This is a genomic window from Streptomyces sp. CNH287 (assembly GCF_000424825.1).
In genome coordinates, this window is sequence record NZ_AUKQ01000005.1 from 509,513 (window position 1) to 534,551 (window position 25,039).

Genomic DNA, 25,039 nt, shown 5'->3' on the forward strand with positions numbered 1-25,039 from the left:
GGCCGGAGATTCGGCGTGCCGTGCGCTGGGCGTGGTTCAGCGGCCCCGGGCCGGAGCAGCGGTCACCTCGGTGAAGGGTGCCGGCGCATGGCGGGTGAGCGGAGCACTGCGGCGGGTCTTGCGGGCGGCGGCACGGGCGGCCTTCAGACGTGCCGCGTGGGCGGCGGCAAGTTGCTTGCCCTGGGCCCCACAGTCCACCTGAGTGACCAGGTGGGCGTGCGGGACGTCGTGGCGAGCGCGCGGCACGGGCGCAGGGTCGGTGAGGGCGGTGGCGAAAGCGGCGAGCAGATGGCGGGGTGTGTGGTCGGCGAAGTAGGCGTGCCAGAGCCGTTTGTGGCCGCCGAGGCCGGTGGGGATCGCGACTTCGGCTGTCCAGCTGAAGTAGTCGCTGGTCAGCGTCGCCTGCCGTTCCATGTGTGTGATGCCGTCCGGATGGTGCGCCGCCTCGTTGCCCCGCTCGTCGCGGTCATAGCCCCAGCCTGCCGCCTTGAGCACCGGCCACACGTCCGGCTCCGATGCCGGCGTGGGGCGCTGTAGTGCGTCGGAGAATCCGGCGATGACCTCGGCGGGTACGTTCGCGCCGAACGAGGCGTGCCAGCGCTGCCCGTCGGCGTGCGACACGACCCGCCACCAGGAGGAGTAGGAGGCTGGTTCGGGCTCGAGTACGAGCGTGTACCGGAGGTCGGGACTGCCCAGGACGACGTGGGGGAAGTCGGGATCTGAGTGGTTGTTCCAACCGGCGGCCCGCAGCGCCTGGGTGACATGAAGGGGATCGCCGGGCCCGGCCAGGTGGCGCGGACTGGTGTCGAACCAGATGCGGTTCGAGGGATCGTCGGCCTTGCTGGAGATGTAGGTCATGTGGGAGCGGGTCACGGCTGAACCGGCGGATGTGCGGACTGAAATGCGTGACCGCCCAGGCCCTGCACGTTCCTGTGCAGGGCATGCCGGTCGGTGGCCTCCGGGGCGGCGTCCCGGAGGCCGTCGAAGATCAGGCGGATCTCGCCGGTCACGGAGTTGATGGACTACGGGAAGGGAGGGTGAGTCCGGCGCCCGGACCGCGTGGGCCCGTCGTGCGGCACGGGGGATCGTGGGCCAGCAGGTCGCGGCCCTGCTGGTAGGCGGGCCACAGATCCGGGCCGGCATGGGTGCGGGTGGCGAGCGCGCGAAGGGCGGCCGAGGCGTTGACGGCTACGGTTTTGTCCAGGTGCTGGAAGAGCGGCTCGTCGCTGGAGCCGTCGCCGTAGGCGATCACCCGGTTCCGGGGCACACCAGCCGTCTGCCGGATGGCCTGCACGAGAGAGGGCTTGTCGCCGGGTCCGGGGGCGAGGTCGGGGTCGAGCGGTTCCGCGCGGGTCCATGGCAGGGTCGGGCAGGGGGTGCCGACGACGTAGTCGATGCCGCGGCGGTCCACGAGGAGTTCGGCGAAGCGCTCGTTCGACATGGTCACCACTGCGCACTTCTCACCGCGGTCGTGGATGTCGGCGACGACATGGTCCAGGCCGCGGATCCACGCCGCGTTCTCGAAGATTTCGATCATGTCTGCTTCGGTGAGCGGCTGAGGACTGCCCGTGCACAGCTGGTGAAAGGCGACCGCGAACTCGGGGTGGGTCATCTCGTGGCGGGCCAGACGCTTCTCCAGGTCCAGCACCTGCGGGTGACAGCCGAGGTGGCGCGCAATTTCCAGCGCCGCGCTGTGCGGCTGCCCGGACGCGCCGTCGGCGGGCGGTCCCAGGATCGTTCCGTCCATGTCGAAGACATGCAGGGCAGGGCTCATAGGGGGTGGATTCCTTCGGCGGGAGAGGGGTGTTGGCTGCGTGGTCAGGGCTTCCTCGGGGTCTTGCAGTCCGCCGCATGTGCTCGGTGAGGCGGTCGGCGAATCCGACGGACGGACGCTGAGGCATCGCGCCGGCGTGGGCGACGGTGTGGCGCCCGCCTCCGGGTAGCTGGTGGGAGGAGGACGATGTGCTCCTGGCCGGTGCGGAGGGCGGCTACCGGACGCGGCCTGGGCTGTCCGGAGGGCGTCGCGGGCCGCGCGGGGCCGCTGAGGGGGCGGCGAGGCGGGCGCTGAGCCTGCGGACGCGGTCTTCCAGGGCGAACGCGACCTGCGCGGCGGGCACCACCCGGTCCGTGCGGGTGACAAAGGCGGGGTTGCGGGTCGGAAGAGGGACCCCGTCGGGCCGAGCCACCGGGGTGGGGTCGGCCAGAGCGGCGGTGAACGCGGCGATCAGGTGCGGCGGAGCATGCTCGCCGAAGCGGGCCTGCCACACCGGCCGGGATTCGCTGAGCGCCACGGTGACGAACAAGGGGCCGCTGCCCTCGCCGAAGCGTTGGACATACGCCGTGCCGTCGGGCGAGATGAGCCCATTGGGGACGTTGCCGGGTGTCCACTCGGCTTGCCGGAGCGGTTCACAGGGGTCGGCTTCACCGGCGGTAGGAGGGCTGGTGAGGGCGTCGGTGAGGGCGTCGGTGAAGCCGGCGAGGATCTCGACCGGGGTGCGTGCACCGAAGCTCGCGTACCAGGCGGGCCTGTTCTTCCCGGCGGCGTGGTGAAGCGTCCACCATTGGCCGTCGGGGTCGGGCTCCAGCCGCAGCAGCGCCTTCCGGTCGGGGCTGGTGAGCAGGACGCGAGGCATCAGCGGGTCGTTCCCGTGGCTCCAGCCGCAGGCGCAGTGGAGGGGAACGGTGATCCAGGCGGGATCCCCGCCGTCGGCCAGGTGACGCGGCGCGACGTAGGTGGCCTCAACGGTGGCCGGAGCGCTGTCCACGGTCACCTCCTTGCCGGGACTGGCCGGCCGCTGGGGTTGGCGGCGGGGCGAGGGGCGAGGGGGCGTGCCGGGCGGCGGAGTTGATCTCGCCGATGACGTGGCCGTGGGTGGCCCAGTCCACGAGGCAGTTCCCCGCTGCGGCGTGATGATCGGCGAGGGAGTCACAGAAGCCCGGTGTGCCGGGCCGGGCGCCGTCGGGGAGACCTTCGTGGGCCGTTGTCCACTCCTGCTGCAGCGCCTCCAGGCGGTCCAGCGCGGTGTGCAGGACGCCGAGTTGGTGGGCCCAGCGGTGTTGAGCTCCGTGGACAGGCAGGTGCGCGAGCTGCATCTGGGCCGTATCCAGCAGGTGACGGGCGCCGGTGTGAACGGGTTCGAACGCAGCCGAGGTGTCGGCACCGCGCTGGCTTCGGCGGCGTCGGCAGGTGTCCTCGTCGTGCGGCTGGCCGTCGAAGCCGGTGTGCTCTTGGGAGTCGGCATTCCAGTCGTCGAGGATCTTGTTGCTGTCGCGGAGGAAGCCGTCGAGGTGGTGCAGAGCCTCGCGGTGCCGGGCAGCGGGATCAAGGGGGATAGCGGTGTGTCCTCGTCAGTTCGTGATCAGCGGCGTGCGGCGGTGCGGCCGGTGAAGACTTGGGTGGGGGCCCTGGTGCCGGGCCGGGTTCGGACGGAGTTGCGGGCCCATGTGGCGGCGCGGGCGCCGGCGATGCGGGCCTGCTGCCACGCACGGAGCTGGGAGGGCAGGACGGAGACGGAGCGGGTCCGGATCTGCCCGCTGTGCGGCACACGCCCGCGCGGACGCATCACAGGCTCGGGACTGGCCAGAGCGGTCGAGAAGGCTTGCACGAGATGCATTGGGGTGGTGGCGGTGAAACTCGCGGTCCAGCCGTTGCCCTGCTGGTCCCGCGCGCCGGACCACCACACCGCCTCGCCGTCCGGGCCCCGGCGGAACTGCATCCATGCCGATCCGTCAGGGCTCACCGAGGTGACGTGTCCGCCGTCGGGCGGAGTGCGCCAGCGCTGCTCCTGGAGCGGCGCCCATGCGGAGGGGGCGTGCGCGGAGCGGGGCTGGGTGAGCGCGTCGGTCAGCCCGGAGATGATCTCCACCGGTGTCTGCCGGCCGAGGTTCACACACCACTCGTCCTGCCGTCCGGACGGCCTGCCGTGGATCGTCCACCCGCCCGGCACCACAGTGGGGTCGTAGGCGATGTGGACTGTGCGGTCCGGGCTCTCCAGGAAGAGAGGACCGTCGGCCTTGGTCTTGTCCCGCCAGCCGGAGGCGCGCAGGAACTCGGAGACGTGGCGGACATCGCCGCCGCCGGCGAGGTGCCGGGGCTCCACCAGGTAGTGCTGCTCGGCCTGTTCGCCCGGGCCCCAGCCTGGCCACTGCTTCCTGGTCACCGGTGCCGCCGGACGATCAGCGGCGCACGTGCGGGTGGCGCCGCCGCCATGGTGGTGGGCCGTGTGCCGGCGTGGCAGAGGGTTTCGCAGTGGTCGTCCACATCGAGGCCGATGTCGTGGAGTTCGTTCGCGGCTCGGCCGAGGGCGAGCGACACCTGTGCCGGCAGGGCGCCGCGCTCGGCCTGGGTCTTGGCGAACTCGCTGCTGGTGATCACGAGGTGGGTGACGCCGCCCAGGATTCCGTTGTCCGGATCGAGGCTGCAGGCGATGACCTGTGCGGCCTCATGCGGGGGCAGTTGCGCGAGGTGGTCGGCGAGCCGGCCGAGCTGGCGGGTGATCTCGTCGGCCAGATTCACCGGGTACGTGGGGTGAGGCATGCATCCTCCAGGATGCGGTGTCGGGATGGGGGCGGTGGCGGCTGCCTCGGCGGCCTCGTCATCGGGTCCGCGAGGTGGCGGCGCGGGTGATGGGCGGTGCCGTCGGCTGTGGCGGGGCGGCGGTCGGCGCGGCCCGGCCCGAGGGGTGTTGGAGCGCGGTGTCAATTCCCCGGGCGGCGAGCTGCCGTCCGGCTTCCTGCGCAGCGCGGGCCTGGGCGCGGGTGTCGTCGCTGTTCAGCCGGTAGATGCCGGTCGCCACCTCGCGGACGAAGCCGGCGGCGGTCAGCACGGTGGCGGCGGCTTCGCCGATCGGGGCGGCGGCAAGGCTTCCGTCCGGCTGCCAGGTGAGGACGACCCGGTCCAGGTGCGAGGGCTCGACGCCGGCGGCGGCCTGGCGACGCACGTGATCCAGTGCCGCCTCGTAGCGGGGCAGCAGGTCGCCGGCGACCTGCTCGGCACCCAGGAACGGGTCGTCGCCCACGACGATCCCGTCGGGCTCGCGCACCCCGCGAAATGCCTCGGCCACAACGCGGGGCGCGACGGCGGCGATCAGGAATCCGCTGACATCGTCGCTCCGGTCGCAGACGGCGAGCTGTGCGCCGTCATCGCGGGTCAGAACCGCTGCCTGCTGCAGCGGGTGCCTGGCAAGGGACTCGGCGACGCGGTCCATGTCCCATACGTGGTCCGTCAGCGCGGCCAGGTCGTCCGGGTCAACAGTAGGGAAGGTGCTGGTCCAGGTGCCGGGGAGTTCGGAGGCGAGGACGTCGGCGAACGAGGCCAGGCGCCTGGTGTCTTCGTGGTGGGGCATGTCTTCCTCGACGGGAGAGGGGCGGGCAGCCGCAGACGGCGGAGCGTCTACGCCAGCTGGCGGCGGCCTCTTGGCCGCAGGGCCGCGGGCCGGGTACGGGGTGTGCCGGTCGGCCAGGGCGTCCGGGTGTGGAAAATAGGACAGAACGCACGACGTGCGGGTGCCCGTGTGCGAGGCGGCGCAGGCGCCGGGCGGAGAGCACTTCGGCAGCTTCCTCGGTGTCGAAGCCCTCGTCGCGCTCGACGTGATACCCGGCGGGCCCGCAGACGAGCTACGGCTTCGGTGTTGGTCGTGCCGTGACCCGGACGGCCGGTGGCGCGCAGGCGACGCGGGAGTGGGGCGTGCCGGTCAGGTGTGCTGCCGCGGCGTCGAGGTCGTGCCGGATGCCGTGGAGGCGGAGGGCGAGCAGCTCCAGGCGGTGCGCTGCGTCCGCACTGGTGGTGCCGGGATGCTGGGCGATCCGGTGGGCGGCGTGCTCGACGAGTCCGCGGACCGTGGCCAGTGGTCCGGATCGCTCGTCGGCGAGCTGCGCGAGGACGGCCGCAAGCGGGGTCGATGTCGTCGCAGCCCGGGAGACGGCCTGCTGCCTTGGTGTGTTGCGTACGGGGATCAGGCGAAGGTCCGCCTCGATGCGCCGGGATTCATCCGCGAGGCGCCGCAGGACGTCGGCAGGCTGGGGGTGCCAGGTGCCGTCGAGGCGGATGAGGCTGGCGATCAAGTCGAGGCGTCGGGGCTGGGCCTGGACCGCGATCCACCGACAGCCGTCTTCCTCGCCGGGGACTTCGACGCCGGCGGCGCGGGCGAGCCGGTGAGCGACCTCGGCCCACGCCGCACCCGGCAGTGTGCGGTCGCCGGGGTGGAGCCGGACGGCGAGGTGGAAGATCGCTCGCCGGTCGTCCCTTTCGCTGGCGGTGAACGGGTGCTCCAGGTACGGGTCTTCGAGGTGTTCGGCCCACTGGAGGGAGGTCCAGATCTTCTGCTCGTCGTCCAGGGTAGAAATCCAGCCCCGGCCAGTGGGCGACGACGGTGTACTCGGTCAGCCCTTCGTCCGGCGACACCGGGCGCCCCAGTGCCTCTGCGAGCGGGTCGTGCGGGCTGTGGGTCCGCTCGGCCAGGCGGGGGATCACCGGCCGTCCCGAGCGTCGGCGAGGTGCACCAGCTGGTTGAGGGCGGTGGTGGAGTACCAGCCGCAGTCGACGTCCTCTTGGGCGCCGGCCAGGCGCGGCACCAGGTACGTGCGCAGGGCTTGCTGGTAGATGAGGCAGTCGGGGCACTGGCCGGTGAGGTGGACGAGGTAGCGCGGGTGCGCGGTGATGTACGTGCGCTCGCCGCCGGCCGCGTCGAACAGCCGCCAGCCGTCCTCGTCGGTCGGGGTGTGCCACGAGGGCGTGACGATCTTGTAGGTGTCACCCCACAGTTCGTTACCGGCGATGCCCTTGAGGATCACGACCGGGTCGCCGGGCCGGAAATGGGCGTGGGTGATGTCGCGTTCGGGGGTGACGATGTCCCCGGGGGCATACGGGCGGCGGCGGGACACGGGCACTGCGGGGTTCCTTCCACGAGGTGCGTGGGGAGGCGGTGGGAGGAACAAGGATCCGGATGATCCCCGGTTTCGGTAACCGGGGATCATCGGGTACAAGACCCGGCGCCCTACCCGAACGGATTCTCGGTGCCGAGGTCGTCGCCGGCGGCGGCGTCCAGGAGTTCGGGCAGGTCAGTGCCCTCGGCGTCGCGCTGGTCGATCCACCATCCGGCACGGGTGACGGTGCGGATCTTGTCCTCCACAACCGCCCAGTCGTCCTCCTCCCAGCTGCCTTCGCTCACCAGCGCGCTGTACGCGCTGGTGACGAGTTGGTGGCGGCAGCGCTCTCCCCAGTCCAGGGCCTTCTCGGGTCCTTCCAGCGGCGCCATGTGGAACTTCTGGGCCCACTCCGAGGCGGCCTGCGCTTCCTCGGCGCGCTTGACGGCGAGCCACTCCTGCCTGCTGGCGATGTCCTCGCCGCGTGCGGCCTTCCAGCATTCGGAGCACTCACGTGCTTCGAGCCAGCGGGCGAATCCGGCGCGCCGGTCGGCGGGACGGCCGGACAGGTCATGGATCATCTCGTGGCCGCAGCAGTGCTGGACGGTCCACTTCGTAGGGACCCCCGGGGAATTCCGTTTGATGGGCGTTACGTTCGAGGTCGGGCTGCTGGTCTGGGGCTCCAAATTGAGTGCCTTTCATTGGCGGTTGGGGTGGTGGCCTGCGTCGTCTCAGCGTGTCCTGCGGATGGCGTCTGTGGCCGCCGTGGCGATGGCTACGGGAGCGCTGGAGGGCTGGGGCAGGTGCAGCAAGGTGGTCCCCGGCAAGTGGTGGGACTCTGCGGTGAGGGTGAGCTGGAGTACGGTGCAGCCGGCGGTCGTGAGCTGCTTGACGCGGGTGACGGCTTGAGCGGTTTCGTCGCTGCCGTACCGGGCGTCGGTGACGATCACGAGGAGGCGGCCGGCGCCGGGGCGGCTGAGTTCGAGGCCGTGGTCGAGTGCGTCGATGGCGTCGCCGAGGTTGTGGTGGCCGCCGTTGGCATCGAACGTCGTCACGCGCTGTGGTGCTCGGTGGGTGGGTCGGGTCAATGCGGTCAGGTGTCTGTCATAGGCGATGGTGGCGGTAAGGGAGTCGGGGTCGGTCAGGGCTGCTGCGCGTGCCACGATCCAGGCAGCGGACGCGACGGGCGCACAGACGGCACGCATGGAGCCGGAGACGTCGACGGCGATACCCACACGCAGCGGTGGGGTTGGCGAGTTCCGGGTTCTGGCACAGATCTTGGGGAGCCGTCGCAGAGCGTGACATCGTTGTTCGATTGCGAGGTCCTGGCTCGTACAAGACGGCGCACGCCTTGTTCCCCGACGACCGGCAGTGACGCTCCCTCAGGTGCATTCCGTTCGCTGCCGTGGTCGGCGGTGGGCGGTGATGGTGCTGGGCATGCAGACCGACACGCTGTTCTGGGACTCGCTGGTGTTCGAGGGGATCGACGAGGTGGAGGTCGACGCGGTCACGGCCGCGTTCGGCACGGTCGAGGTGGTGGCGAGAGGTCGCGCGGCCTCGGCGGCCTGTCCGGACTGCGGCCTCTTCTCGGGCCGGGTCCACGATCGTTACCAGCGCAGGCTGAAGGACCTTCCGCTCGCTGATCAGGGCTTTGTCATCCGGCTGACGGTCAGGCGCTTCATCTGCGGGTCGGCGGACTGCCAGCGCCGGACGTTCGCCGAGCCGTTCTCCCGGCTGACTGTCCCGCACTCACGGTTCACCACGCGGCTCAACCACGTCCTGGAACGGGTAGGGCTCGCCCTGGCGGGGCGGGCCGGCGCTCGGCTGGCGGCCCAGCTGGGCTTCGGCGCGGGACGGATGACCCTGTTACGCAGGGTCATGGCATTGCCCGATCCGCGGTTCAGCACGCCGCGGGTGCTGGGCGTGGACGACTTCGCAATCCGCCGCGGACAGACCTACTCCACCGTCTTGACCAGCGTCGAAGAGCATCGCGTGGTCGATGTGCTTCCCACCCGTGACGCTGGGCCGCTGGCCGCGTGGCTGATCCGCCATCCCGGTGTGGAGATCATCTGCCGGGACCGGGCGGGCGCCTACGCCGAGGGCGCCCGGCGCGGTGCCCCCGATGCTCTGCAGGTCGCTGACCGGTTCCATCTGTGGCAGGGCCTGGGCCGGGCCGTGGAGACCTGCGTCGCCGCCCACCGCGACTGCCTGCGCAACCCGTCGCCCAGCAGCGTGTTGCCGGAGGCCAGCGGAGGGGCTTCCAGTCGGCCGCAGGACGACGCGGAGCCAGTCGGCCGACGGGCCGAGCGGAAGAAGGCCGCACACGCCCTGGTCCACGAGCTCCTCGCCCAAGGCCACTCACGCCGGGCGATCGCCCAGCACCTGGGCTGGGGTTTGAACACCGTGCTCCGGTACGCGAGCGCCGCACGCTGGCAGGACACCATCCGCGAGAACCGGCCCCGACCCAGCAGGCTGGACCCGTACAAGCCCTACGTGGAACGGCGATTCGCCGAGGGATGCACCAGCGTCGCCCGGCTGCACGGCGAGCTGGTCGCCGAGCATGCTCCCGTCACCTACGGCATGGTCCGTGCCCACATCGCCACCTTGCGCGGGGCTCCGGCCGCCGCACCGCCGCGGCCGCCGACGGTGCGGCAGGTGACCGGCTGGCTCACCCGACATCCTGCGACCCTGACCGAGGAGGACCGAGCCGGTCTGAAAGACATCCTGGCCCGCTGCCCCGAACTGGACACGGCAGCCGGACACGTCCGCGACTTCGGCGAGATACTCACCGACCGCCTCGGCGTCACGCTCCCCACCTGGATCGACGCAGTCGACGCCAGCCAGCTGCCCGGCCTCACCGGCTTCGCACTGCACTTGCACCGAGACTTCGACGCCGTGACAGCCGGGCTCACCCTCGACTGGAGCTCCGGCAGCATCGAGGGCGCCGTCAACCGCATCAAGAAGATCAAGCGACAGCTCTACGGCCGAGCCGGATTCGATCTACTCCGCAAGCTGATCCTGCTCCAGTAGCATTCCGTAACTCCTCAAGATCTTCCACTATGGAGCCGTATCGCGCAGGTCAGGGCGGTTCCTTGGCAGTCCGAAGCCTGCCATCTCCTTTTCCTCGTAGGACAGGAAGCCCAGGCTCCGGTAAAACGCGTGGTTGCGGCTGCCCTCTGGTGACGCCTCGTGGTCTGTGGACAGGAGGAAGAATCGGCAGTGGGAGTAGCGCCGCATCAAGTGCTCGACCAGTGCCCGGCCAACCCCCTGCCTGTGGTTCGCCGGATTGACCACGACGTCCTGGACGTAACAGATGTGCTCGTCGTCGGAGATGGTCCGGGCCAGTCCCAGGAGGGATCCCGATCCGTCTCGTGCCGTGATGACGAGGTGAGAGTTCGCGAGACCGCGACAGAGCTTGTCGACGTCGCTGGTGTAGCCCTCCCAGCCGACCACGTCGTAGAGCTTCAGCACCTCAACAGGATCGAAAACGCCCTCTTCTGCTATGAACATGTCGATCCCCTATGCGCTGGTGCCACTTCTCATCGTCAACTCGACATCACACACGTCGGGCACGTCAAGATCGATCGCTGTCGGACCCAGCCGCCTTTCATCCGAACGCTGGATGACGCTCTGCGACGGCTCCCCAAGATCTGTGCCAGAACCGAGTTCCGGCGGCGGGTGTGGGTGAACGGTTCCGCGGTGGGGACCGACCCGGCCGCGCGCTGAGCGTCGCGGGCGAGGGCCGCGCGCATGTTGAGGCGGCCGGGCGGGGTGGGGCTGGTGGTCCGCTCCTCGGTCCGCTCGCGGTAGGCGGCGGCGCGCAGGGCGCGGCTCAGGCGCGCGGCGGCACTCTGCTCGGCGGCGGTGGGCCTTCGGGTGCCGGTGACCGGGTTGCCTTTGGGCGCCGGTGTGCCGTCGGGGGTGACGGTGGTACCACGGGCGTTGAAGACCGACTTGGCGGTGGCGGCGGCTTTGCGTCGCTGGCCGGCCCGCTGGGCGCGGTCCTGGGCCTGCGCCTTGGACTGCGCGGCCATGGCGTTGGTCGCTGCGGCCTGTGCCGCGAGGTCGGCGGCGTCGGTGGCGGCCGTGCTGTCCAGGACGACCCCCACGGCGCCGGACAGCAGATCGGTGAGGTTCTCCGGCACGGGCAGGGCGGTGGCGGCGGCGTCCAGAGCGGCGCACCATCTTTGAGCGTGCGCGAGCATGGTCGTGGCGTCGTGGTCGGCGCACTGGTGGGCTGCGGTCCAGATGCGGGTGAGGGTGACCAGCAGGTCTGCGCCCAGCACCTTTTCGCACAGATCGGCGGCGGGCAGCGCCTACCCGGCTTCGTATTCGTGGGCGTAGTGCCCGATCACCTGCCAGCCTGGTGCGTCCGGGTCGCCTCTGAGAGCGATCACCGTGGAGTCGTCGTCCTCGATCAGATAGGCGAGGGTGATCGGCTGCCCGTCAGCGGCGTACCACGATTCGATCAGGTCCAGTTCGCTACGCCTCCGCGCGGCCTGGGCCACCCCGGCCCACATCTGCTGCTCCCCGCTGGTTAGAAGGGCCTGCTGGTGCTGGTCGGCGAGGTCGCTGGCGATGAAGCTGTGGTCCACCCAGGCAGTCAGATGTGGCCACGGGGCCGCGTGCTGCGCGCGTTCGGCTGCCGAGTCTGGTGCGGCGGGCCGCTCCAGGGCCCGGCGGATCTCGGTGGCGGAGGCGGCGAGGCCATCCAGCACGGCCCGCCACGCGGTGAGGTCCCTGGCGGGCGGCAGCTCGTCGAGCGCACGGTGGGCGGCGTCGAGCAGAGCATCAGTGTGCGGGGCGAGGTGTGTGGTGTACGCCTCGACGGCCGCCTTGTCGCGGGCGGCTGAGGCGGTATCCGGGTGAACGGTGCGGCCGTAGCGGTCACGTGTGAGGTCGAGCGCGGTCTCGGTCTCGATGACGGCCATCCGCAGGCGGAAGTCGCGCACGCGGTGGTGACGAGCTGGTGGCGGGAGCGCTCGCGACAAGCGCACAGCGGTGGAGCGCCGACTGCGAACCCACCAGGGTTGATGACGGCACCAGGCCCTGCACCTCCTCCACGCTCAGCAGCTGGTGTTGCGAACCCCACCAGGGTTGATGACGGCGTTCAGTCTCGTCCGCGGCCTGGTCAACGACTTCGTGTTGCGAACCCACCAGGGTTGATGACGGCTCAAGCCCCCCGCCGCAGACCGTCGAAGACGTCCCGTTGCGAACCCACCAGGGTTGATGACGGCCCCACGTCGGTGAGGAGATGTCCGAGGTCCGCCAGGCGTTGCGAACCCACCAGGGTTGATGACGGCTGGTGTCACCGCACGGCCGCGCCGGTAGACGATCAGGTTGCGAACCCACCAGGGTTGATGACGGCGCGGCGTCGGCCGCGCGCTGCAGGGCGGGGTGTCCGGGTTGCGAACCCACCAGGGTTGATGACGGCCCGGCGGCGTCGATCTCGACCACCCGGACGCCACCGTTGCGAACCCACCAGGGTTGATGACGGCCCCGAGAGTAAAGCTGCTGGTCAGGGTAGCTCCAGCGTGCTGTCGGCGGGGCGATTCTGCAGCGATCCGGCAGTGGTGCATCAGTGCAGGTCAGGAAGTTGCGGGGAAGGGGTACCGCATTCCCCACAGCTTAGCCGGGGCGTGTGCGTGGCCGTGCTCCGTTCGGGGCACTGGCGCGGACATGGCGCGGGAGGGGTCCGTCGTAGACCAGCCCTTCCCGCAGGTTCCTGGCATCGGCCAGAGCGGGGTGGGCAGGTCAGCGGTGTTGAGGATGTTCGCCCCGGTCACCCGCTGTGGGCAGGCTGGCCGGCGCGTGCTGGGCGGCGGAGCGGTGCGAGTGCTCTGCCCTCCGGGGTGGGCCGACGGCGGCGATGGAGGCCGTGTACACGCGGGCGAGTCGGTAAAGATGGCGTATGGCTTGGTCGCGTTCGGCTGCGAGGATCTCCAGGCGATGGCCGGTGGAGCCCAGGACACTGGCTGAGGAGGTTGAGGAGGACCCGCCTGTTTGGATTAGGCGGGTCAGGGCGTCCGTGGCCTGGGCGGCGAGGCGGGCCATTTCGCTCTGGGTCGCATCCAAGTCCGATGCTTCGTCGGCGAGAAGCGCGGCGAGTTGTTCGGATGTGCTGCCGCGGGGGTGTCGGCTGACGAGGGTGTCGATTGTGCAGCCCAGCATGTTGGTGAGCAGATGGGAGCCCAGCTCGGTGCTGCGCGGGGGTTCGGTCATGTGAGTCCTTGATCGAGGCGGCGGGTCGCGCCTGCCGAGGCGGCGATAGGGCCGCTGCACGGCTCCGTAGGTGCCCGGCGCTGCCCGGCGTGGCGGTGGTGTGCGTGTGCATCACCGCTGGCGCTGCGTATGCGCCGAGGTGGCGGCGCACGCTGCTCTTCGCACGGTGTCCGTGGGTGTTCGTCGCGCGGGCTGGCGGTGCGGTCAGCGGCTGCGGGCTCGGGGCCCGGTGCCCTCGGTCGGCGGATTCGGGGCTCGTTGTGGGGCTGGTCGGGAGCGTGGCAGCAGGCCCAGTTCGCTCAGGCGGGTGTCGATGGCAGCCATCAGAGGCGCGAGGGTGGTGCCGTTTTGAGCGTTGCGACCCGCGGGGAGCGAGTCGTAGATGACGTCCTGCATGCGGGGGCTGTTGGGATATTCCCGTACGGCGAGCCAGCCCGCCGGGTGCCCGCTGGGGCCGGTGGTCGGCTCCTGGTCGCCGCTGATGCTCAGTTCCCCGTCGTGGGGGAGCTGGGCGACGACGCGGTAGTCCGACAGCCCGTACTCCACATAGCAGGTCAGTCCGCGCTGACGCAGCGGGGTGACGATATGCGCCCACCGGTGGAGCAGTTCCTGGTAGTCGGATGTCTCGGCGTCGCGGTGGTCGGGCAGGTCGGCCTGCGGTGCCGGCAGGGGGACTCGCCGGTTGGTGACCTTGAGATGGGCCATCGTGGTGCCCATGCGGGCGGCGTTGGTCAGGGAATCGGCCACGACCGCTCTGGTCTTTCGCAGACGGGCGGCCGGGTGGAGTCCTCCGGTGACCAGGACGGGCACAGCGCCAAGAGCACGGGCGGCCAGGGCATCGTCCACGGTATCCCCGATCACGACGGCCCGCTGCGGTGTCCGGGCGAGTCCGAGCGCGGACAGGTGGTAGGCCAGCGCCTGTGTCTGGCTTGTACGGTCGGCCACCCGGCCGTCGATGCGGATCATGCGGGAGTGCACTCCCAGGCTGCGGGCTTCCTCCAGGAGCGGTTGGTGCCGGGTGGTGAGGGAGAGCAGGGACTGGGAGACGCCCGCCCGGTGCATCTCCTCGAGTACCTGCTGGGCGTCCGCGCGCAGTCGTGGGGCGGGCCGCGCTCGGTTACGGGCATGCTGGGCCTGTTCCCACTGCGTCGCAGTGATCGGGCGATCCAGGTAGGCGGCGTAGAGCCCGTGGCCTCCACCGGAGAGTTCGTGGCGCAAGTTGCCGGGTGCGGCACGGTAGTCCCCTGGGGTGAGGTGGGCGGCGTCGAGCTCGGTGAGCGCGGGGTTGGCGGCGTCGAGGGATCCGTCGTCGGTGAGGGTTCTCGTCCAGGCCCACACGATGTGCAGGCCGCCTTCGGCGGGAGCGCTGGAGGTGGTCAAGGAGGCGGGCATCCCTTTCCTGGTCGGGGGGGTGCCTCTATGTCTTTCGTCAAGGCATCCATGTCGGGTTTGGGGTGGTTCGGGGTTGCTGGGGTTATGCGGCGAGCTCGATGTCCTTCGGTGTCCGGGGTTCGTAGAAGGTGCCGTCGCGGAGCATGGCGAACAGGACGGAGATGCGTTGGCGGGCGAGGCGGAGGAGGGCTTGGGTGTGGGTCTTGCCGCGGGCTCGTTGCTTGTCGTAGTAGGTGCGGGAGGCTGGGTCGGCGTTCATGCAGGCGAAGGCGGACAGGAACATGGCGCGTTTGAGCTGCCGGTTTCCGCCCCGGGGTGCGTGTTCGCCGTGGATCGAGGTCCCCGACGACTTCGTCGTCGGCGCGAGTCCGGCGTAAGAGGCCAGGTGTGCGGCGGTGGGGAAGCCGGTGCCGTCGCCGACTGTGACCAGCAGGACAGCGGCGGTCCTGACGCCGACGCCGGGCATCGACGTCAGGACCTGGGAAAGAGGGTGAGCCTCCAGCAGGGCGTTGATCTGGGCTTCCATCGCCCTGCGCTGGGTGTGCACGGTGGCCAGGGAGGCGGCCAGGGAGGGGACGACGATGTCCAGGGTGCCTGTGCCCGGGACGACGACGGTCTGTTCGTCCAGGGCGTCGAAGACGTCGTTGATGAGCCGGGTGGCCATGCGCGGGGCTTTCGGCCGGATCAGTTCCACGAGTCTGCGGCGGCCGGCCTTGCGCAGGGCGGACGGGGAGCCGTAGCGCTCCAGGAGCCAGGTGACGGCCTGGTGGTCAAGGCGGGGGCCCAGGACGCGTTCGAGGCTGGGGTGGAACTGGGTGAGCAGGCCGCGTATCCGGTTGCTGGTGCGGGTGGCCTCGGCGGCCAGGTCCTGGTCGAAGCCGGTCAGTACGGTCAGCTCGGCGGTGATCTCGTCGGTCATCTCCAGGGAGAGTTGAGAATCTTCTCCTGGGGCCTGTCTTGGTCAGAGTCGTTGGGCATGGTTCTTCCAGTGGAACCGGGAAGCGAGTGTAGGTTCCCGCGATTTCGTGGGCATCAGCCGTCCGGCTACCTCGGGTGTTGAGCGCAGTGAGCATTCATAGTCGTGGGGCTCGTCGCCCGATCATGAGCACTCGCCTCTGCGATCGATTCTTGGGTGCTCGCGGTGGGTAGCGGGCATCGCTTTGTGCGGGCAGGCTCATGGCCATGGGAGAGAGATGGAGCTGCTCCTTCGAGGAGGCGGCTTCGCAAACCACGCGCGTGCCGACTCGCTGAGATCTCTGGCTGGAGGGGAGCTTCAAGTGTCGTGACGATCGCCGGTTGGGGTAACCGGCGATCGTCGGCTATGTTGCGCCGTGACCGCAACCTAGCCTTCTCGAAGGCGGATGTTCGATCCCGCCCGGCCGTCATGAATGGCAGAATCGGCCCATGCGGGATCTCTTGCCTTCAGACGACTCGGACGCCGGGAACTCCGCTCTCGATACCAGCGTCATCCCGCTTGGTGAGCGCGCCCTGCGGGGCGTTCTTGGGCACGTAGTCGCTGTTGGCGATGAGGCTGAGACGACCTACCTCGAGGTCAAGAGCCCTCTCAACATGAACAGCAAGGCGACTGCGGCCAAGATCGCAAAGTTCCTTCTGGGCGCAGCGAACCGGCGTCCGGGGGAGGCCGCCCGACACTTCCACGGCTACGCGGTCCTGGTCATCGGCGTACAGAAGAACAGTGCTCCCGGAGTGCCGCGTGGGACCGAGGCACACGAGCTTGAGGACCGGCTCCGCCCCTACCTCGGGCCCCAGTTCCCGGCCTTCGAGTTCGGCAGGATCGGCATCGACTCCGATCACGAGGTCCTCTTCGTCATCGCCCAGCCGCCAGAGGATGGCCAGACGATCTTCCCGTGTCACAAGAGCTATCAGAGTGACGACCGCCGCGACAGCCTTGAAGACGGCGCGATCTATGTTCGAGGCACCAGTAACACGCGGCCTGCACGCTCCGGAGAGGTCCTCACCCTTGTCGAGCGCGCCCGCCGGGGCGGGAGGCCACCGATTGACCTTGAGGTACAAGTGCTCGGTCCCATCTGCAGGGTCGACCGTGTGGACGAGGTCCTGGAGAGCTTGCGCTGCCATGAGGAGGAGCAGTTCAGCAAGCAGCCGACACCGGATGAAGGCACTCGCGGCTCGGCGCTGTTGACATTGCCGTCGAGTATCTTCGGCAACCCGAAGCCGCTGTCGAGGCAGGACCGGGAGCACGCGCTCGCCGTATGGCGGAGCAAGAAGGCCGAGCACATCGCCGAGGGGCGGGAGTACTTCCTAGGCGTTGGGATGTCGGGTGTCGGCGTCCAGGTGGTCAGCTGCGGTCGTTTCGTCTCCAAGCCGCACCTGATTCTGACGTTCCACAACTGCGAAGTGCTGGACTACCTCGATCCGGGCGACCCAGACTTGGAGAAAGTCGTCGAACCAGTGCTGGGGCGCCACGTGCCATTCCCACAGAGCTTCGACCCCTCGGCGATCCGACCTATCCAGAGGGGTTATCCCGTGACCTGGAGTACCCACGGCGGGGACGCCGAAGTTGTGCTCACTCCGGAGTCGTTCCGTCCGAACATAGTTTGGACGAGCGACCAAGAGGACTACGTCATCATCGCCAAGGACCCTGAGGCCAGTTCGGTGGAGGTCTCGTGGGAGCTGACCGAGGACGGCAACGACGCGGTGACCAGTGGTGAGCTCCGGGTGCCCACCGAGCCCCTTGTCGACGCGGCCGACCTGCTCAAGTCGGTCTTCCTCAGCACGGACGAAGACCTTTGATAATGATTTTGTGGCAGGCCGTGGTGACCTAACGGATGTGGCAGGAGAATGCCCAACGCCCCTGCTGCCAGGGGTTGATGGTCGTAGGCGGCCTGATCAGGCGACAACTGACAACTACCGAGGCAGCGCGCTCCTGTCGGCCCCCCTTCGACGGCGTCGTGCAGGGCGATGAGCTGCGACCTGCGGCGCGCGATGGTTTCGAAGTCCGGCTTCTCGTAGTCCTGGTGGAGGACACGGAAGTCCTCCTCGGCCCGGGCGAGCAGCTCGGGCCCGTGGTCGAGGAAGGGTTCGAAAGCATTCCAGGCTTCGGCGTCGCGCTGGTGCTGGCGTATGTCGTAACGCTCGTCGACCGGCTCGTGGCTGTCGTCGCACAGGCTGTCGGAGACGGCGTCCCAATCCTCCAGTGCCTTGCGTCCCCGCGCGTTGGCCTCGGGGATCGCGGCGAGCAGGGCTTCGCGGGTGGTCGGGTCGAGAGGCATCGTGGGCTCTTTCGCAAGGTCGGGTGCGGGCGGAGCTGGGCCCGGTGTTCGGCACTGCCCGCTGGGCTTTCCGGCTGGTGTCTGAGCGGCAGCAAAGGCGCTTCAGTTTCGACGACTCGGCGCCCTTTGTCTGTAGGCCGCTGTGTTCGTTCCGGGCTGGGCCTGTGGGAGTGGGCTGCAGGCCAGGTGGCGTGGGATACCTGCCGCGGGCAGTGAAGTTTGAGGATTCGTCGGAAATCCTGAAGCTTTGCCAGTAATCTCGATTCAGTCGTTGTCTCGCTGAACTGAGCAGCCCATGGCACTGGCAGTCATCCGGAACATCACCTCGGCTCGCGCGCTGCGGACGCAGCGCGACATCGAGGACTTCGAGCAAGAGATCGTCGATCAGTTCGCGCTGTCCATGGCCGCGGCCAACCTGACCGACAGCCACATCGGCAATGCGCGCACAGCCATCTTCGAGTTCGCGCGAACCCTCAACGGCCCGTTGTGGACTGCGTCGTGCGACGATGCCGACCGTTTCCTGACCGGCCTGCGGCTGGTGGGCCAGGCACACAGCACGCGTACGGGCAAGGCGGGCATGCTCGCCTACTTCTACGACTTCGCTATCAGCCGGTACCAGGGCGACATCCATGCCCTGACCGGGGCGGTGGTCCAGCAGCCGATCGACGAGTACAACCGTCCCCGCAGCCCGGTCTTCGCCAACGTGCGGATCCCGCCCTCCGACGCGGAGGTCGACGAGCTCTTCGGGCAGTGGCGGGCGTCGGTCGCCGGGGCGCGCAAGTATCTGCCGGCCGCGCGGAACTACTTCGCGGCTTCGCTGTGGCGCCGCCTGGGACTGCGGATCAACGAGGCACGCATGCTCGACATCCGCGACTGGCGCCCCGACCTTGGCACGTTCGGCAAGCTCCACGTCCGTCATGGGAAAGGCAGCCGCGGGCGTGGGCCCAAGCCACGGCTGGTCCCGGCGATCAACGGTGCTGACCGTCTGATCGACTGGTGGTTGACCGATGTACGGCACCAGTTCGGACCCGACTGGGCCGAACCCGACGCCCCGCTGCTGCCCAGTGAGCGGCACGACGAACTCACCGGGCACTGCACGCGGATCAACCACAGTTCCCTGCGTGCCGGCCTGGCGAGCGCCACCGGGTTGTGGCTGCCGGCCTGGGAGGGAAGGCTCACGCCTCATGTTCTGCGGCACTACTGCGCCTCCTCGCTTTACGGGGACGGGATGGATCTGAAGGCCCTGCAAGAACTTCTCGGACACGAGTGGCTGTCCACGACGACCCGCTACATCCACGTCCACAGCGATCACGTCGAGCGGGCTTGGATGAGCGCGAACGAGCGGCTCGAAGCACGCTTGGGAGAGGTGTGAACCCGTGCAGTGGAACCTGCGGCTGAAGGCCGCCGAGCGTGGCATCTGGAAGTCCACCGAGATGCGCCGGCTCTTGGCTGAGGCCGGGCTGGAGATCAGTGCGGGCAAGATGTCGGCGCTGTGGACCGGGACACCGACCTCGATCCGCCTGGACGACCTGGACGTGATCTGCGCGGTCCTGGACTGTGATCCGACGGCGTTGCTGATCCGTGAACCGGAGAAGGTCGCCGCCCGCCGGCCGCCGCAGCAGGACAGTGCCGCGGCGTCCGATGCCGGACCAGTCACTGCCCCGAGGTTCGACCGCCCGCGCTCGCAGCCGCCGCTATGAGCACCCCGCCACCGGGCAAGTGCACGGTCTGCCAGGTCAACCGGGTCGCCTGGACCAGACCGAGGATGGATTTCTGCTACAGCTGCCTGCCCGGCGGCCCCTTCACACCACCGCCGTGCCGCGCCTGCGCCAGCCTGGACTACTTCAGCCAGGGACTGTGCACCCGCTGCCATCCCGGCGCCCCACTTCACGTCGGCTCCTGCCGGGGCTGCCTGGCCTGGGGCGTCTACCGGGCCCACAGCTGGCAGTGCTGGAGCTGCCGCTGGTGGTTCACCCACTATCCCGTCGACGCCTGCGAGTTCTGCGGGCGCGAGAGCCGGATCAACGGCCAGGGTGCCTGTCGGCTGTGCTGGGAGAACGCCCGTCTGTACCAGCAACCAGGACGTGCCCCTCACCTGGAGACGACCAGCCGATACGGGCAGCAGCTCTTCCTCGCCAACCTCCAGTACGACAAGACCGGAGCCGCCCGCCGCCGCGCTGCCCGCGCCCGCGAGCTGGACAAACGGCAGCCGCCGGCTCTCCCTGAGACCATCGCTGGTGCCCGCCAGCTGCTGCTGTTCCGCATGCCACCCGGACACGGCGCCGTCAAAGACTGCGCGTTGACGAAGGACTCGCTGCTGCTGCGCTACTGCGAGCCTGTCCTGCGGGAGCACGCCCGGCGGCACGCGTGGACCAGGCGGCAGACCAACAGCGTCGTCCACACGCTCAAGCTGCTGGACGCCCTCCAGGACTGGCCCGGCGCGAAAATCCTTGTCAGCGATGTCGCCGCAAGCATCCGGTACGGCGGCACCCAGACCTCGACCCTGGAGATCCTCGCCGCCGCCGGCCTCCTGGTCGACGACCGCACCACCGCCGTCGAGCGGTACTTCGCGAAGAGGACCACCGGCCTGCCCGAGGAGATGGCCGGGCAACTGCAGCTGTGGTTCGACGTCATGCTCACGGGCAGTGCCACCGCCCCGCGGCGGCGTCCCCGCCATGAGCAGACCATCCACCTCCACATCCAGGGCATGGCCCCGATCTGGCGCAGCTGGGCCGACCAGGGACACACCTCCCTCGCCGAGATCAGCAGGAAGGACGTCGCCGAGGCTCTCCCGGCCGAAGGGGCAAACCGGCTGTTCGCCGACCAGGGCCTGCGCTCGGTCTTCACCGTCCTCAAGTCCCGCAAGAAGATCTTCACCAACCCCACCAGAGGCGTCCCCGTCGCCCGGAGCAACACCACCGTCCCCGTCCCTCTCGACACCACGAAGATCCGCGACGCGCTTAACTCGCCCGACTCCGCCGTGGCCCTGGCCGTCGCGCTGGTCGCCTTCCACGGGTTGACCGGCCCACAGCTCGCAGCCATCCAGCTCACCGACATCGTCGACGGCAAGCTCGCCCTCGACGGGAAGACGATTCCGCTCGCCGGGCCGGTCCGCAGCCGCCTGACTGCCTACCTCAACCACCGGGCACGGAGCTGGCCCAGCACCCTCAACCCCCACCTCTTCATCAACCGCAAGACCGCACCACGGACCACCCCGACCAGCAAGCTCTATGCCTGGCGGAACCTCGGCGTGACGCCCCGGGCACTGAGGGAGGACCGCATCCTCCAGGAGATCTTCGCGACCGGCGGCGACGTGCGCCGCATCTGCGACTTCTTCGGCATCGGAATCGACGCTGCCCTGCGCTACACCCTGGTCCTTGGACCGCGTGACCTCGACGACGGCTCCGAGCAGTAGCCGGCTTTGTTCACGAGTCGTTCCGGAAGCGGGTGTACATCGAGTGAGACAGCAGTCCAAGACGGCCGTGGGCGGTGTCCACGAAACCGGGAGGCACCTGCACCGAACGTGACGTCCAGCCGTCACGGGGTGGGGGCGGCGGGGCTCTGCCCAGGTTCGGGACGTGCGTTCCTCGCCCGCCGGATAGGTGAGGCGGGCTTGCAACCTATACCCAGGTACGGGTTTACCGTCGGAGATGTCCCCACCCGCACCGTGCGGGGACACGACGACGGGAGTGTTCACCATGACGACCTGGGTGCCGCAGTCCTGCACACTGCCCACCACCGAGCAGCCGCTGCGGGTCGCGGAGTTCGACGCGCTGTTCGCCGAGCGGCTGGCCGACTCGACCCGACCAGACCGGTTGCGGCTGCACCTGGTGCTTACCGCCGGGCCGGGCGTGGAGGACAGGGTCCGCGACCTGGTGGCCCGCGAGAGCGGCTGCTGCTCGTTCTTCACCTTCACCGTCACCGCCGAGGCGGACGGGATCGGCGTGGACGTCGAGGTCGACGCGGCGCACGAGGCCGTGCTGGACGCCCTCCAGGACCGGGCGACCAGGGCCGCGGACCGGGACCTGTCGTGAGCGGCGATGGTCTGCGCAGCGGGCAGGTCGCGGTCGCGGCCGGGGTGAACATCCAGACCCTGCGCTACTACGAGCGGCGTGGTCTGCTCGCCGAGCCCGACCGCAGCCCCGGCGGTCATCGCCTCTACGACGAGGAGGCAGTGACCGTTCTGCGGGTGATCAAGGCCGCCCAGCGCCTGGGGTTCACGTTGGAGGAGGTCGCCGAGCTTCTGGAGGCCGGCCGCCACCGGCACGGCCGCCCCGTCCCGGGGCTCCAGAACCGTGCCGCGGCCAAGCTCGCCGAGGTCGACGCGAAGATCGCCGACCTGACCAGCATCCGCGCCGCCCTGGTCACCGCTGTCGACGCCGGATGCGACGACCTGACCGTGTGCGCCGCAAGCCCCTGCTGTCCCCTGCCGTTCACTGATCTCGCCGAGGAGAGTCGCCATGCCGGTCCCTGTTGCTGACCCGACCCCGCGCCGCACTCCCAAGGCGCTGGCCTCCCTGGCCGGACTGGCCTGTGTGGCGTGCTGCCTACTGCCCATGCTGATCGCCGCAGGCGTTGTGGGCGCGTGTGCGTCCGCCGTGGTGGGCTGGCAGCCTGCCGCCGCCCTTGCCCTGGCCGCACTCGCCGGGGCCACCTGGTGGCTCTCCCGCCGTCGCGGCGGCGCTTCCTGGACGGCCTCTGGCCAGGGCGGATGCGGCTGCAAGCAGGCCGACGGCCCGCTCCAGACCACCAGCGCGGGCCGTCGGTAGACTGCCCGATCATGACCGTCCTGCGTTCCATTGCCCTGTTCGGCGTCGCCGCCCTGTTCGAGATCGGCGGCGCCTGGCTGGTGTGGCAGGGCATCCGCGAGCACAAGGGCTGGGTCTGGATCGGCGCCGGCGTCATCGCCCTCGGCATATATGGCGTGGTGGCCACAGCCCAGAGTGACGACAACTTCGGGCGCATCCTGGCCGCGTACGGCGGGATCTTCGTCGCCGGGTCGATCGCCTGGGGCATGGTCGCCGACGGCTACCGGCCCGACCGCTACGACGTCATCGGCGCCCTGGTCTGCCTCGCCGGGATGGCTGTCATCATGTACGCACCCCGTAGCCACTGACCCACTCACCGACGAACCCAGGACCTCACACACACTCATCACTGCACCTCCCGCCGCCGGAGAGGCAGCATGGGCACTTCAGTTTTCGTGAACTCGGCGCTTTTTCAATGCATGCGGGCGTCGGTGTCGAAGAGCGCCAGCTCGTGGGGATGCAGGAGGTGCTGCACGATGAAGGAGCGTCCGGCGACTTTCCACAGGCCGCGTCCTCGGTTGAGGTGGGCTATGGCGTCGGATTCCACTGAGGAGAGGCCGAGCAGGGCGGCAGCGGCGTGGAGCTGGTCGGTTTCCTGCCGGTAGATGATGCGGGTGGAGCAGTCGGCGAGCAGGCCCTCGGCCAGGGCACGTCCGCGGGATCCGGCGTCGCCGGCGGTGAGCAGGTCGGACAGGCGGTGGATGACCATGAGGTTGGCGATGCCCAGGCCGCGGCTGAGCTTCCACTGCGCCTGCATGCGTTGCAGGAGGCCGGGGTGGCGCATGAGGCGCCAGGCTTCGTCGTAGATGATCCAGCGTCTGCCGCCGCCCGGGTCGGTGAGCGCAGATTCCATCCAGGCCGAGGCGCAGGTCATGGCGAGGACGAGGGCGGTGTCGTCGCCGGATCCGCCCAGGCGGGACAGATCGATGGTGAGCATGGGCGCGGTCGGGTCGAAGGCGACGGTGGAGGGGGCGTCGAACATGCCGGCCAGGTCACCGTGGACGAGACGGCGCATCGCGTGGGCCAGGTCGCGTGCGGCGGCACCGAGCCAGCCTGACATCATCCTGGCAGCCTCGTCGAGCGCGGCCGGGTTGTTGAGGGTGGCGGCGACATCGCCGAGCAGCGGGGTGCGGCCGGTGTCGACGGCGCGGGTTACGACGGAGTCCAGGGCGACGTCCAGGGCGGTGTGCTCCATGGGCATCAGGTCCCGGCCCAGGACCGTCCGGGCGAGAGAGCCGAGCAGGAGCAGGCGGCGTTTGCGGATCTCGCCGACCCAGTCGGCCTCGGAGACGCTCGCCGGACGCGGAGCCGCATCCAGAGGGTTGAGGCGGCCCGGGAGCCCGGGTCCGAGAGCGACGGACCGGCCGCCGAGGGCTTCCGCTACCGGTGTCCACTCGCCCTTCGGGTCGCATGGCACATAGATCCTGTAACGGAAGGCGACCGAACGCAGTGCGAGCGACTTGGCGAGCGCGCTTTTGCCCTGCCCGATCACGCCGGCGAGCAGCAGGTTCGGGTTGGTGAACCCATCGACCTTGCCGTACAGCTCGAATGGATCGAAGACGAAGCTAGCTTCCGCGTGGACGTCGCGGCCGACGTAGATGCCCTCGGCGCCGAGGCCGCCTTCGGCGAGGAATGGGTAGGCGCCGCTGGCGGTGGCGGTGGTCATCCGGTGCGCGGCCAGCTTGAGCCGGCCGCCGCGTGCGGAGGCGGGTCCGGGGCGCCCACGGGGAGGGAAGAGGGGTGGCGGCATCTCCTGCTCGGCTGGTTCGGTACCGGCCGGGTGCCGGGCGGCTTGGGCGCGAGCCTGTGCGGCTGCTTCGGCCAGTTGGCGGCGTGCCGCCTTGCGGCTGGCCCGGTCGGTGCCGGTCGGTGCGAAGAGAGGTGACGCCGAGGCGCGGCGGGCGCGCCGGGCGGGCCGGTGGGTCATGGCGAGGTGGCTTTCAGATGACGGCGGCGCTGGTGGAGCGCTGCAGGGCGCGCCTGCGGTGCCTTCCGGCGGCGGGGGCTACTGGCTGCAGGTGTTGTTGAGGCCGGTGGGGGTGGTCTTGCGGCGTACGACGTGACCTGCGGCGAGGTGGCGCTGGCAGATGGTCAGCACGGGTGGCCCCTCGGGGAGCCGCTCGGGGTGGCATTCGGTGTCCGCCGGGGATTCCGCTGCGGGCAGGAGGTGGAAGGCGTCGTGCACGGCGGCGGCGGACTGCCACAGCCGGGTGTGCGCGGTGGCCAGATGTCGGCCGGCGGCGGGATGCGGCGGCCGGGTGGTGTCGGCGAGCTGATCGAGCAGCTGGTGCAGCGAGGTCAGATGGGCGTGCAGCACGTCGAGGTGCACGCGGTCCGCGGGCGAGGTGGGGCGTTCAGCGCGCGGGGTGAGGGCGCGTGTGTGGTGGCGGAGGCCGGCGCTGGCGGCCCGCAGGTACGGGTACGTGTCGCCGACGGGGTTGGCAGAGGTCAAGGAGTTCCTTTCTGCCGGTGTGGCAGGACGTCGGCTGGGGTCGGGGCGGG

At 69.8% G+C, this 25,039-nt stretch carries 26 protein-coding genes, 3 pseudogenes and 1 CRISPR repeat array; of the genes and pseudogenes, 9 read left to right on the forward strand and 20 right to left on the reverse strand.

Going from position 1 to position 25,039, the window contains the following annotated elements; translation table 11 throughout:
• Positions 1–36 precede the first annotated feature (36 nt).
• From H299_RS0108630 to H299_RS32970, 12 genes and pseudogenes are all read right to left on the reverse strand, one after another.
• Complete coding sequence (locus tag H299_RS0108630; protein WP_027748087.1) at positions 37–858, reverse strand: SPDY domain-containing protein; 822 nt, start codon at positions 856–858, stop codon at positions 37–39.
• A gap of 11 nt (positions 859–869) precedes the next feature.
• The gene (locus H299_RS39535; RefSeq protein WP_158692294.1) at positions 870–1,010 is read right to left on the reverse strand and encodes a hypothetical protein; all 141 of its coding nucleotides are present in this window, start codon (positions 1,008–1,010) and stop codon (positions 870–872) included.
• Entirely contained in the window at positions 1,007–1,774 is a 768-nt protein-coding gene (locus tag H299_RS32960; protein ID WP_051262239.1) for a haloacid dehalogenase-like hydrolase, read from the reverse strand. Before H299_RS32960 ends, H299_RS39535 begins: the two co-directional genes overlap by 4 nt.
• Before the next feature lie 214 nt (positions 1,775–1,988).
• Positions 1,989–2,765, reverse strand: coding sequence for an SPDY domain-containing protein (locus H299_RS0108645; protein WP_027748088.1), 777 nt, complete (start codon positions 2,763–2,765; stop codon positions 1,989–1,991).
• A complete protein-coding gene (locus H299_RS40320) occupies positions 2,740–3,093 on the reverse strand; it encodes a hypothetical protein (RefSeq protein WP_486587195.1) in 354 nt (117 codons plus the stop codon). Before H299_RS40320 ends, H299_RS0108645 begins: the two co-directional genes overlap by 26 nt.
• A gap of 266 nt (positions 3,094–3,359) precedes the next feature.
• Positions 3,360–4,160 carry an SPDY domain-containing protein gene (locus tag H299_RS0108655; RefSeq protein WP_027748090.1) on the reverse strand — a complete coding sequence of 267 codons (801 nt, stop codon included), beginning with the start codon at positions 4,158–4,160 and terminating at the stop codon, positions 3,360–3,362.
• Positions 4,157–4,537 (reverse strand): hypothetical protein, encoded by a 381-nt coding sequence (locus tag H299_RS0108660; protein WP_027748091.1) that lies wholly within the window; start codon positions 4,535–4,537, stop codon positions 4,157–4,159. The genes H299_RS0108655 and H299_RS0108660 overlap by 4 nt, the downstream gene beginning before the upstream one ends.
• A 58-nt stretch (positions 4,538–4,595) precedes the next feature.
• On the reverse strand, positions 4,596–5,345 hold the full coding sequence (locus tag H299_RS0108665; protein ID WP_027748092.1) for a hypothetical protein: 750 nt from the start codon (positions 5,343–5,345) through the stop codon (positions 4,596–4,598).
• Positions 5,346–5,616: 271 nt separating this feature from the next.
• Complete coding sequence (locus H299_RS40325; protein WP_486587196.1) at positions 5,617–6,063, reverse strand: hypothetical protein; 447 nt, start codon at positions 6,061–6,063, stop codon at positions 5,617–5,619.
• 405 nt (positions 6,064–6,468) lie between these two features.
• Positions 6,469–6,888: a hypothetical protein gene (locus H299_RS0108675; RefSeq protein WP_078512569.1), complete on the reverse strand. Its 420-nt coding sequence runs from the start codon at positions 6,886–6,888 to the stop codon at positions 6,469–6,471.
• A gap of 107 nt (positions 6,889–6,995) precedes the next feature.
• Positions 6,996–7,445, reverse strand: a complete 450-nt coding sequence (locus H299_RS0108680; RefSeq protein ID WP_027748094.1) for a hypothetical protein — start codon at positions 7,443–7,445, stop codon at positions 6,996–6,998.
• 150 nt (positions 7,446–7,595) lie between these two features.
• Positions 7,596–8,132: pseudogene (locus H299_RS32970) on the reverse strand (VWA domain-containing protein); the annotation flags it as partial.
• Positions 8,133–8,301: 169 nt separating this feature from the next.
• On the opposite strand from H299_RS32970, the gene H299_RS0108690 reads away from it, so the two are divergent.
• A complete protein-coding gene (locus H299_RS0108690; RefSeq protein ID WP_486587197.1) occupies positions 8,302–9,894 on the forward strand; it encodes an ISL3 family transposase in 1,593 nt (530 codons plus the stop codon).
• A gap of 27 nt (positions 9,895–9,921) precedes the next feature.
• Here H299_RS0108690 and H299_RS32975 read toward each other — a convergent pair whose 3' ends face one another.
• The 6 genes and pseudogenes from H299_RS32975 to H299_RS33000 form a co-directional block, all read right to left on the reverse strand.
• Positions 9,922–10,374, reverse strand: a complete 453-nt coding sequence (locus tag H299_RS32975; RefSeq protein ID WP_051262240.1) for a GNAT family N-acetyltransferase — start codon at positions 10,372–10,374, stop codon at positions 9,922–9,924.
• Between the two features lie 152 nt (positions 10,375–10,526).
• Positions 10,527–11,168: pseudogene (locus tag H299_RS32980) on the reverse strand (hypothetical protein); the annotation flags it as partial.
• Between the two features lie 12 nt (positions 11,169–11,180).
• A complete protein-coding gene (locus H299_RS32985) occupies positions 11,181–11,816 on the reverse strand; it encodes a hypothetical protein (RefSeq protein ID WP_486587198.1) in 636 nt (211 codons plus the stop codon).
• Between the two features lie 192 nt (positions 11,817–12,008).
• Positions 12,009–12,362: direct repeats of the CRISPR family, unit length 29 nt; unit sequence GTTGCGAACCCACCAGGGTTGATGACGGC.
• A gap of 256 nt (positions 12,363–12,618) precedes the next feature.
• Complete coding sequence (locus H299_RS0108705) at positions 12,619–13,086, reverse strand: hypothetical protein (RefSeq protein WP_027748097.1); 468 nt, start codon at positions 13,084–13,086, stop codon at positions 12,619–12,621.
• A gap of 204 nt (positions 13,087–13,290) precedes the next feature.
• Positions 13,291–14,466, reverse strand: a complete 1,176-nt coding sequence (locus H299_RS37480) for an HAD hydrolase-like protein (RefSeq protein ID WP_158692295.1) — start codon at positions 14,464–14,466, stop codon at positions 13,291–13,293.
• Between the two features lie 94 nt (positions 14,467–14,560).
• Positions 14,561–15,406 (reverse strand): annotated as a pseudogene (locus H299_RS33000) (IS110 family RNA-guided transposase); the annotation flags it as partial.
• A 476-nt stretch (positions 15,407–15,882) separates the two neighbouring features.
• Between H299_RS33000 and H299_RS0108725 the strand changes: the two are divergent.
• The 8 genes from H299_RS0108725 to H299_RS0108760 all read left to right on the forward strand — a co-directional run bounded on the left by H299_RS0108725 (position 15,883) and on the right by H299_RS0108760 (position 22,845).
• Complete coding sequence (locus H299_RS0108725; RefSeq protein WP_027748098.1) at positions 15,883–17,250, forward strand: hypothetical protein; 1,368 nt, start codon at positions 15,883–15,885, stop codon at positions 17,248–17,250.
• A 774-nt stretch (positions 17,251–18,024) separates the two neighbouring features.
• The gene (locus H299_RS0108735; protein WP_027748100.1) at positions 18,025–19,101 is read left to right on the forward strand and encodes a tyrosine-type recombinase/integrase; all 1,077 of its coding nucleotides are present in this window, start codon (positions 18,025–18,027) and stop codon (positions 19,099–19,101) included.
• A 4-nt stretch (positions 19,102–19,105) separates the two neighbouring features.
• Positions 19,106–19,429 (forward strand): helix-turn-helix domain-containing protein, encoded by a 324-nt coding sequence (locus H299_RS0108740; protein ID WP_027748101.1) that lies wholly within the window; start codon positions 19,106–19,108, stop codon positions 19,427–19,429.
• Complete coding sequence (locus H299_RS0108745) at positions 19,426–21,144, forward strand: hypothetical protein (RefSeq protein WP_027748102.1); 1,719 nt, start codon at positions 19,426–19,428, stop codon at positions 21,142–21,144. The genes H299_RS0108740 and H299_RS0108745 overlap by 4 nt, the downstream gene beginning before the upstream one ends.
• A 283-nt stretch (positions 21,145–21,427) precedes the next feature.
• Entirely contained in the window at positions 21,428–21,763 is a 336-nt protein-coding gene (locus H299_RS0108750; RefSeq protein WP_037758168.1) for a hypothetical protein, read from the forward strand.
• A complete protein-coding gene (locus tag H299_RS0108755; RefSeq protein WP_027748104.1) occupies positions 21,760–22,209 on the forward strand; it encodes a MerR family transcriptional regulator in 450 nt (149 codons plus the stop codon). The genes H299_RS0108750 and H299_RS0108755 overlap by 4 nt, the downstream gene beginning before the upstream one ends.
• Positions 22,190–22,498 (forward strand): hypothetical protein, encoded by a 309-nt coding sequence (locus H299_RS39540; protein WP_158692296.1) that lies wholly within the window; start codon positions 22,190–22,192, stop codon positions 22,496–22,498. The genes H299_RS0108755 and H299_RS39540 overlap by 20 nt, the downstream gene beginning before the upstream one ends.
• Before the next feature lie 11 nt (positions 22,499–22,509).
• Entirely contained in the window at positions 22,510–22,845 is a 336-nt protein-coding gene (locus tag H299_RS0108760) for a YnfA family protein (protein WP_027748105.1), read from the forward strand.
• Between the two features lie 104 nt (positions 22,846–22,949).
• Here H299_RS0108760 and H299_RS0108765 read toward each other — a convergent pair whose 3' ends face one another.
• Positions 22,950–24,464, reverse strand: a complete 1,515-nt coding sequence (locus tag H299_RS0108765) for an ATP-binding protein (RefSeq protein WP_027748106.1) — start codon at positions 24,462–24,464, stop codon at positions 22,950–22,952.
• A 78-nt stretch (positions 24,465–24,542) separates the two neighbouring features.
• Positions 24,543–24,989, reverse strand: a complete 447-nt coding sequence (locus H299_RS0108770; protein WP_027748107.1) for a DUF6238 family protein — start codon at positions 24,987–24,989, stop codon at positions 24,543–24,545.
• Positions 24,990–25,039 lie beyond the last annotated feature (50 nt).

Coding starts and splice junctions, on each gene's coding strand:
- H299_RS0108630 (WP_027748087.1), bottom strand. CDS start 858: ATGACCTACATCTCCAGCAAGGCCGACGATCCCTCGAACCGCATCTGG.
- H299_RS32960 (WP_051262239.1), bottom strand. CDS start 1,774: ATGAGCCCTGCCCTGCATGTCTTCGACATGGACGGAACGATCCTGGGA.
- H299_RS40320 (WP_486587195.1), bottom strand. CDS start 3,093: ATGCAGCTCGCGCACCTGCCTGTCCACGGAGCTCAACACCGCTGGGCC.
- H299_RS0108660 (WP_027748091.1), bottom strand. CDS start 4,537: ATGCCTCACCCCACGTACCCGGTGAATCTGGCCGACGAGATCACCCGC.
- H299_RS0108665 (WP_027748092.1), bottom strand. CDS start 5,345: ATGCCCCACCACGAAGACACCAGGCGCCTGGCCTCGTTCGCCGACGTC.
- H299_RS0108680 (WP_027748094.1), bottom strand. CDS start 7,445: ATGATCCATGACCTGTCCGGCCGTCCCGCCGACCGGCGCGCCGGATTC.
- H299_RS0108690 (WP_486587197.1), top strand. CDS start 8,302: ATGCAGACCGACACGCTGTTCTGGGACTCGCTGGTGTTCGAGGGGATC.
- H299_RS32975 (WP_051262240.1), bottom strand. CDS start 10,374: ATGTTCATAGCAGAAGAGGGCGTTTTCGATCCTGTTGAGGTGCTGAAG.
- H299_RS0108705 (WP_027748097.1), bottom strand. CDS start 13,086: ATGACCGAACCCCCGCGCAGCACCGAGCTGGGCTCCCATCTGCTCACC.
- H299_RS0108725 (WP_027748098.1), top strand. CDS start 15,883: ATGCGGGATCTCTTGCCTTCAGACGACTCGGACGCCGGGAACTCCGCT.
- H299_RS0108735 (WP_027748100.1), top strand. CDS start 18,025: ATGGCACTGGCAGTCATCCGGAACATCACCTCGGCTCGCGCGCTGCGG.
- H299_RS0108745 (WP_027748102.1), top strand. CDS start 19,426: ATGAGCACCCCGCCACCGGGCAAGTGCACGGTCTGCCAGGTCAACCGG.
- H299_RS0108750 (WP_037758168.1), top strand. CDS start 21,428: ATGACGACCTGGGTGCCGCAGTCCTGCACACTGCCCACCACCGAGCAG.
- H299_RS39540 (WP_158692296.1), top strand. CDS start 22,190: ATGCCGGTCCCTGTTGCTGACCCGACCCCGCGCCGCACTCCCAAGGCG.
- H299_RS0108760 (WP_027748105.1), top strand. CDS start 22,510: ATGACCGTCCTGCGTTCCATTGCCCTGTTCGGCGTCGCCGCCCTGTTC.
- H299_RS0108765 (WP_027748106.1), bottom strand. CDS start 24,464: ATGACCCACCGGCCCGCCCGGCGCGCCCGCCGCGCCTCGGCGTCACCT.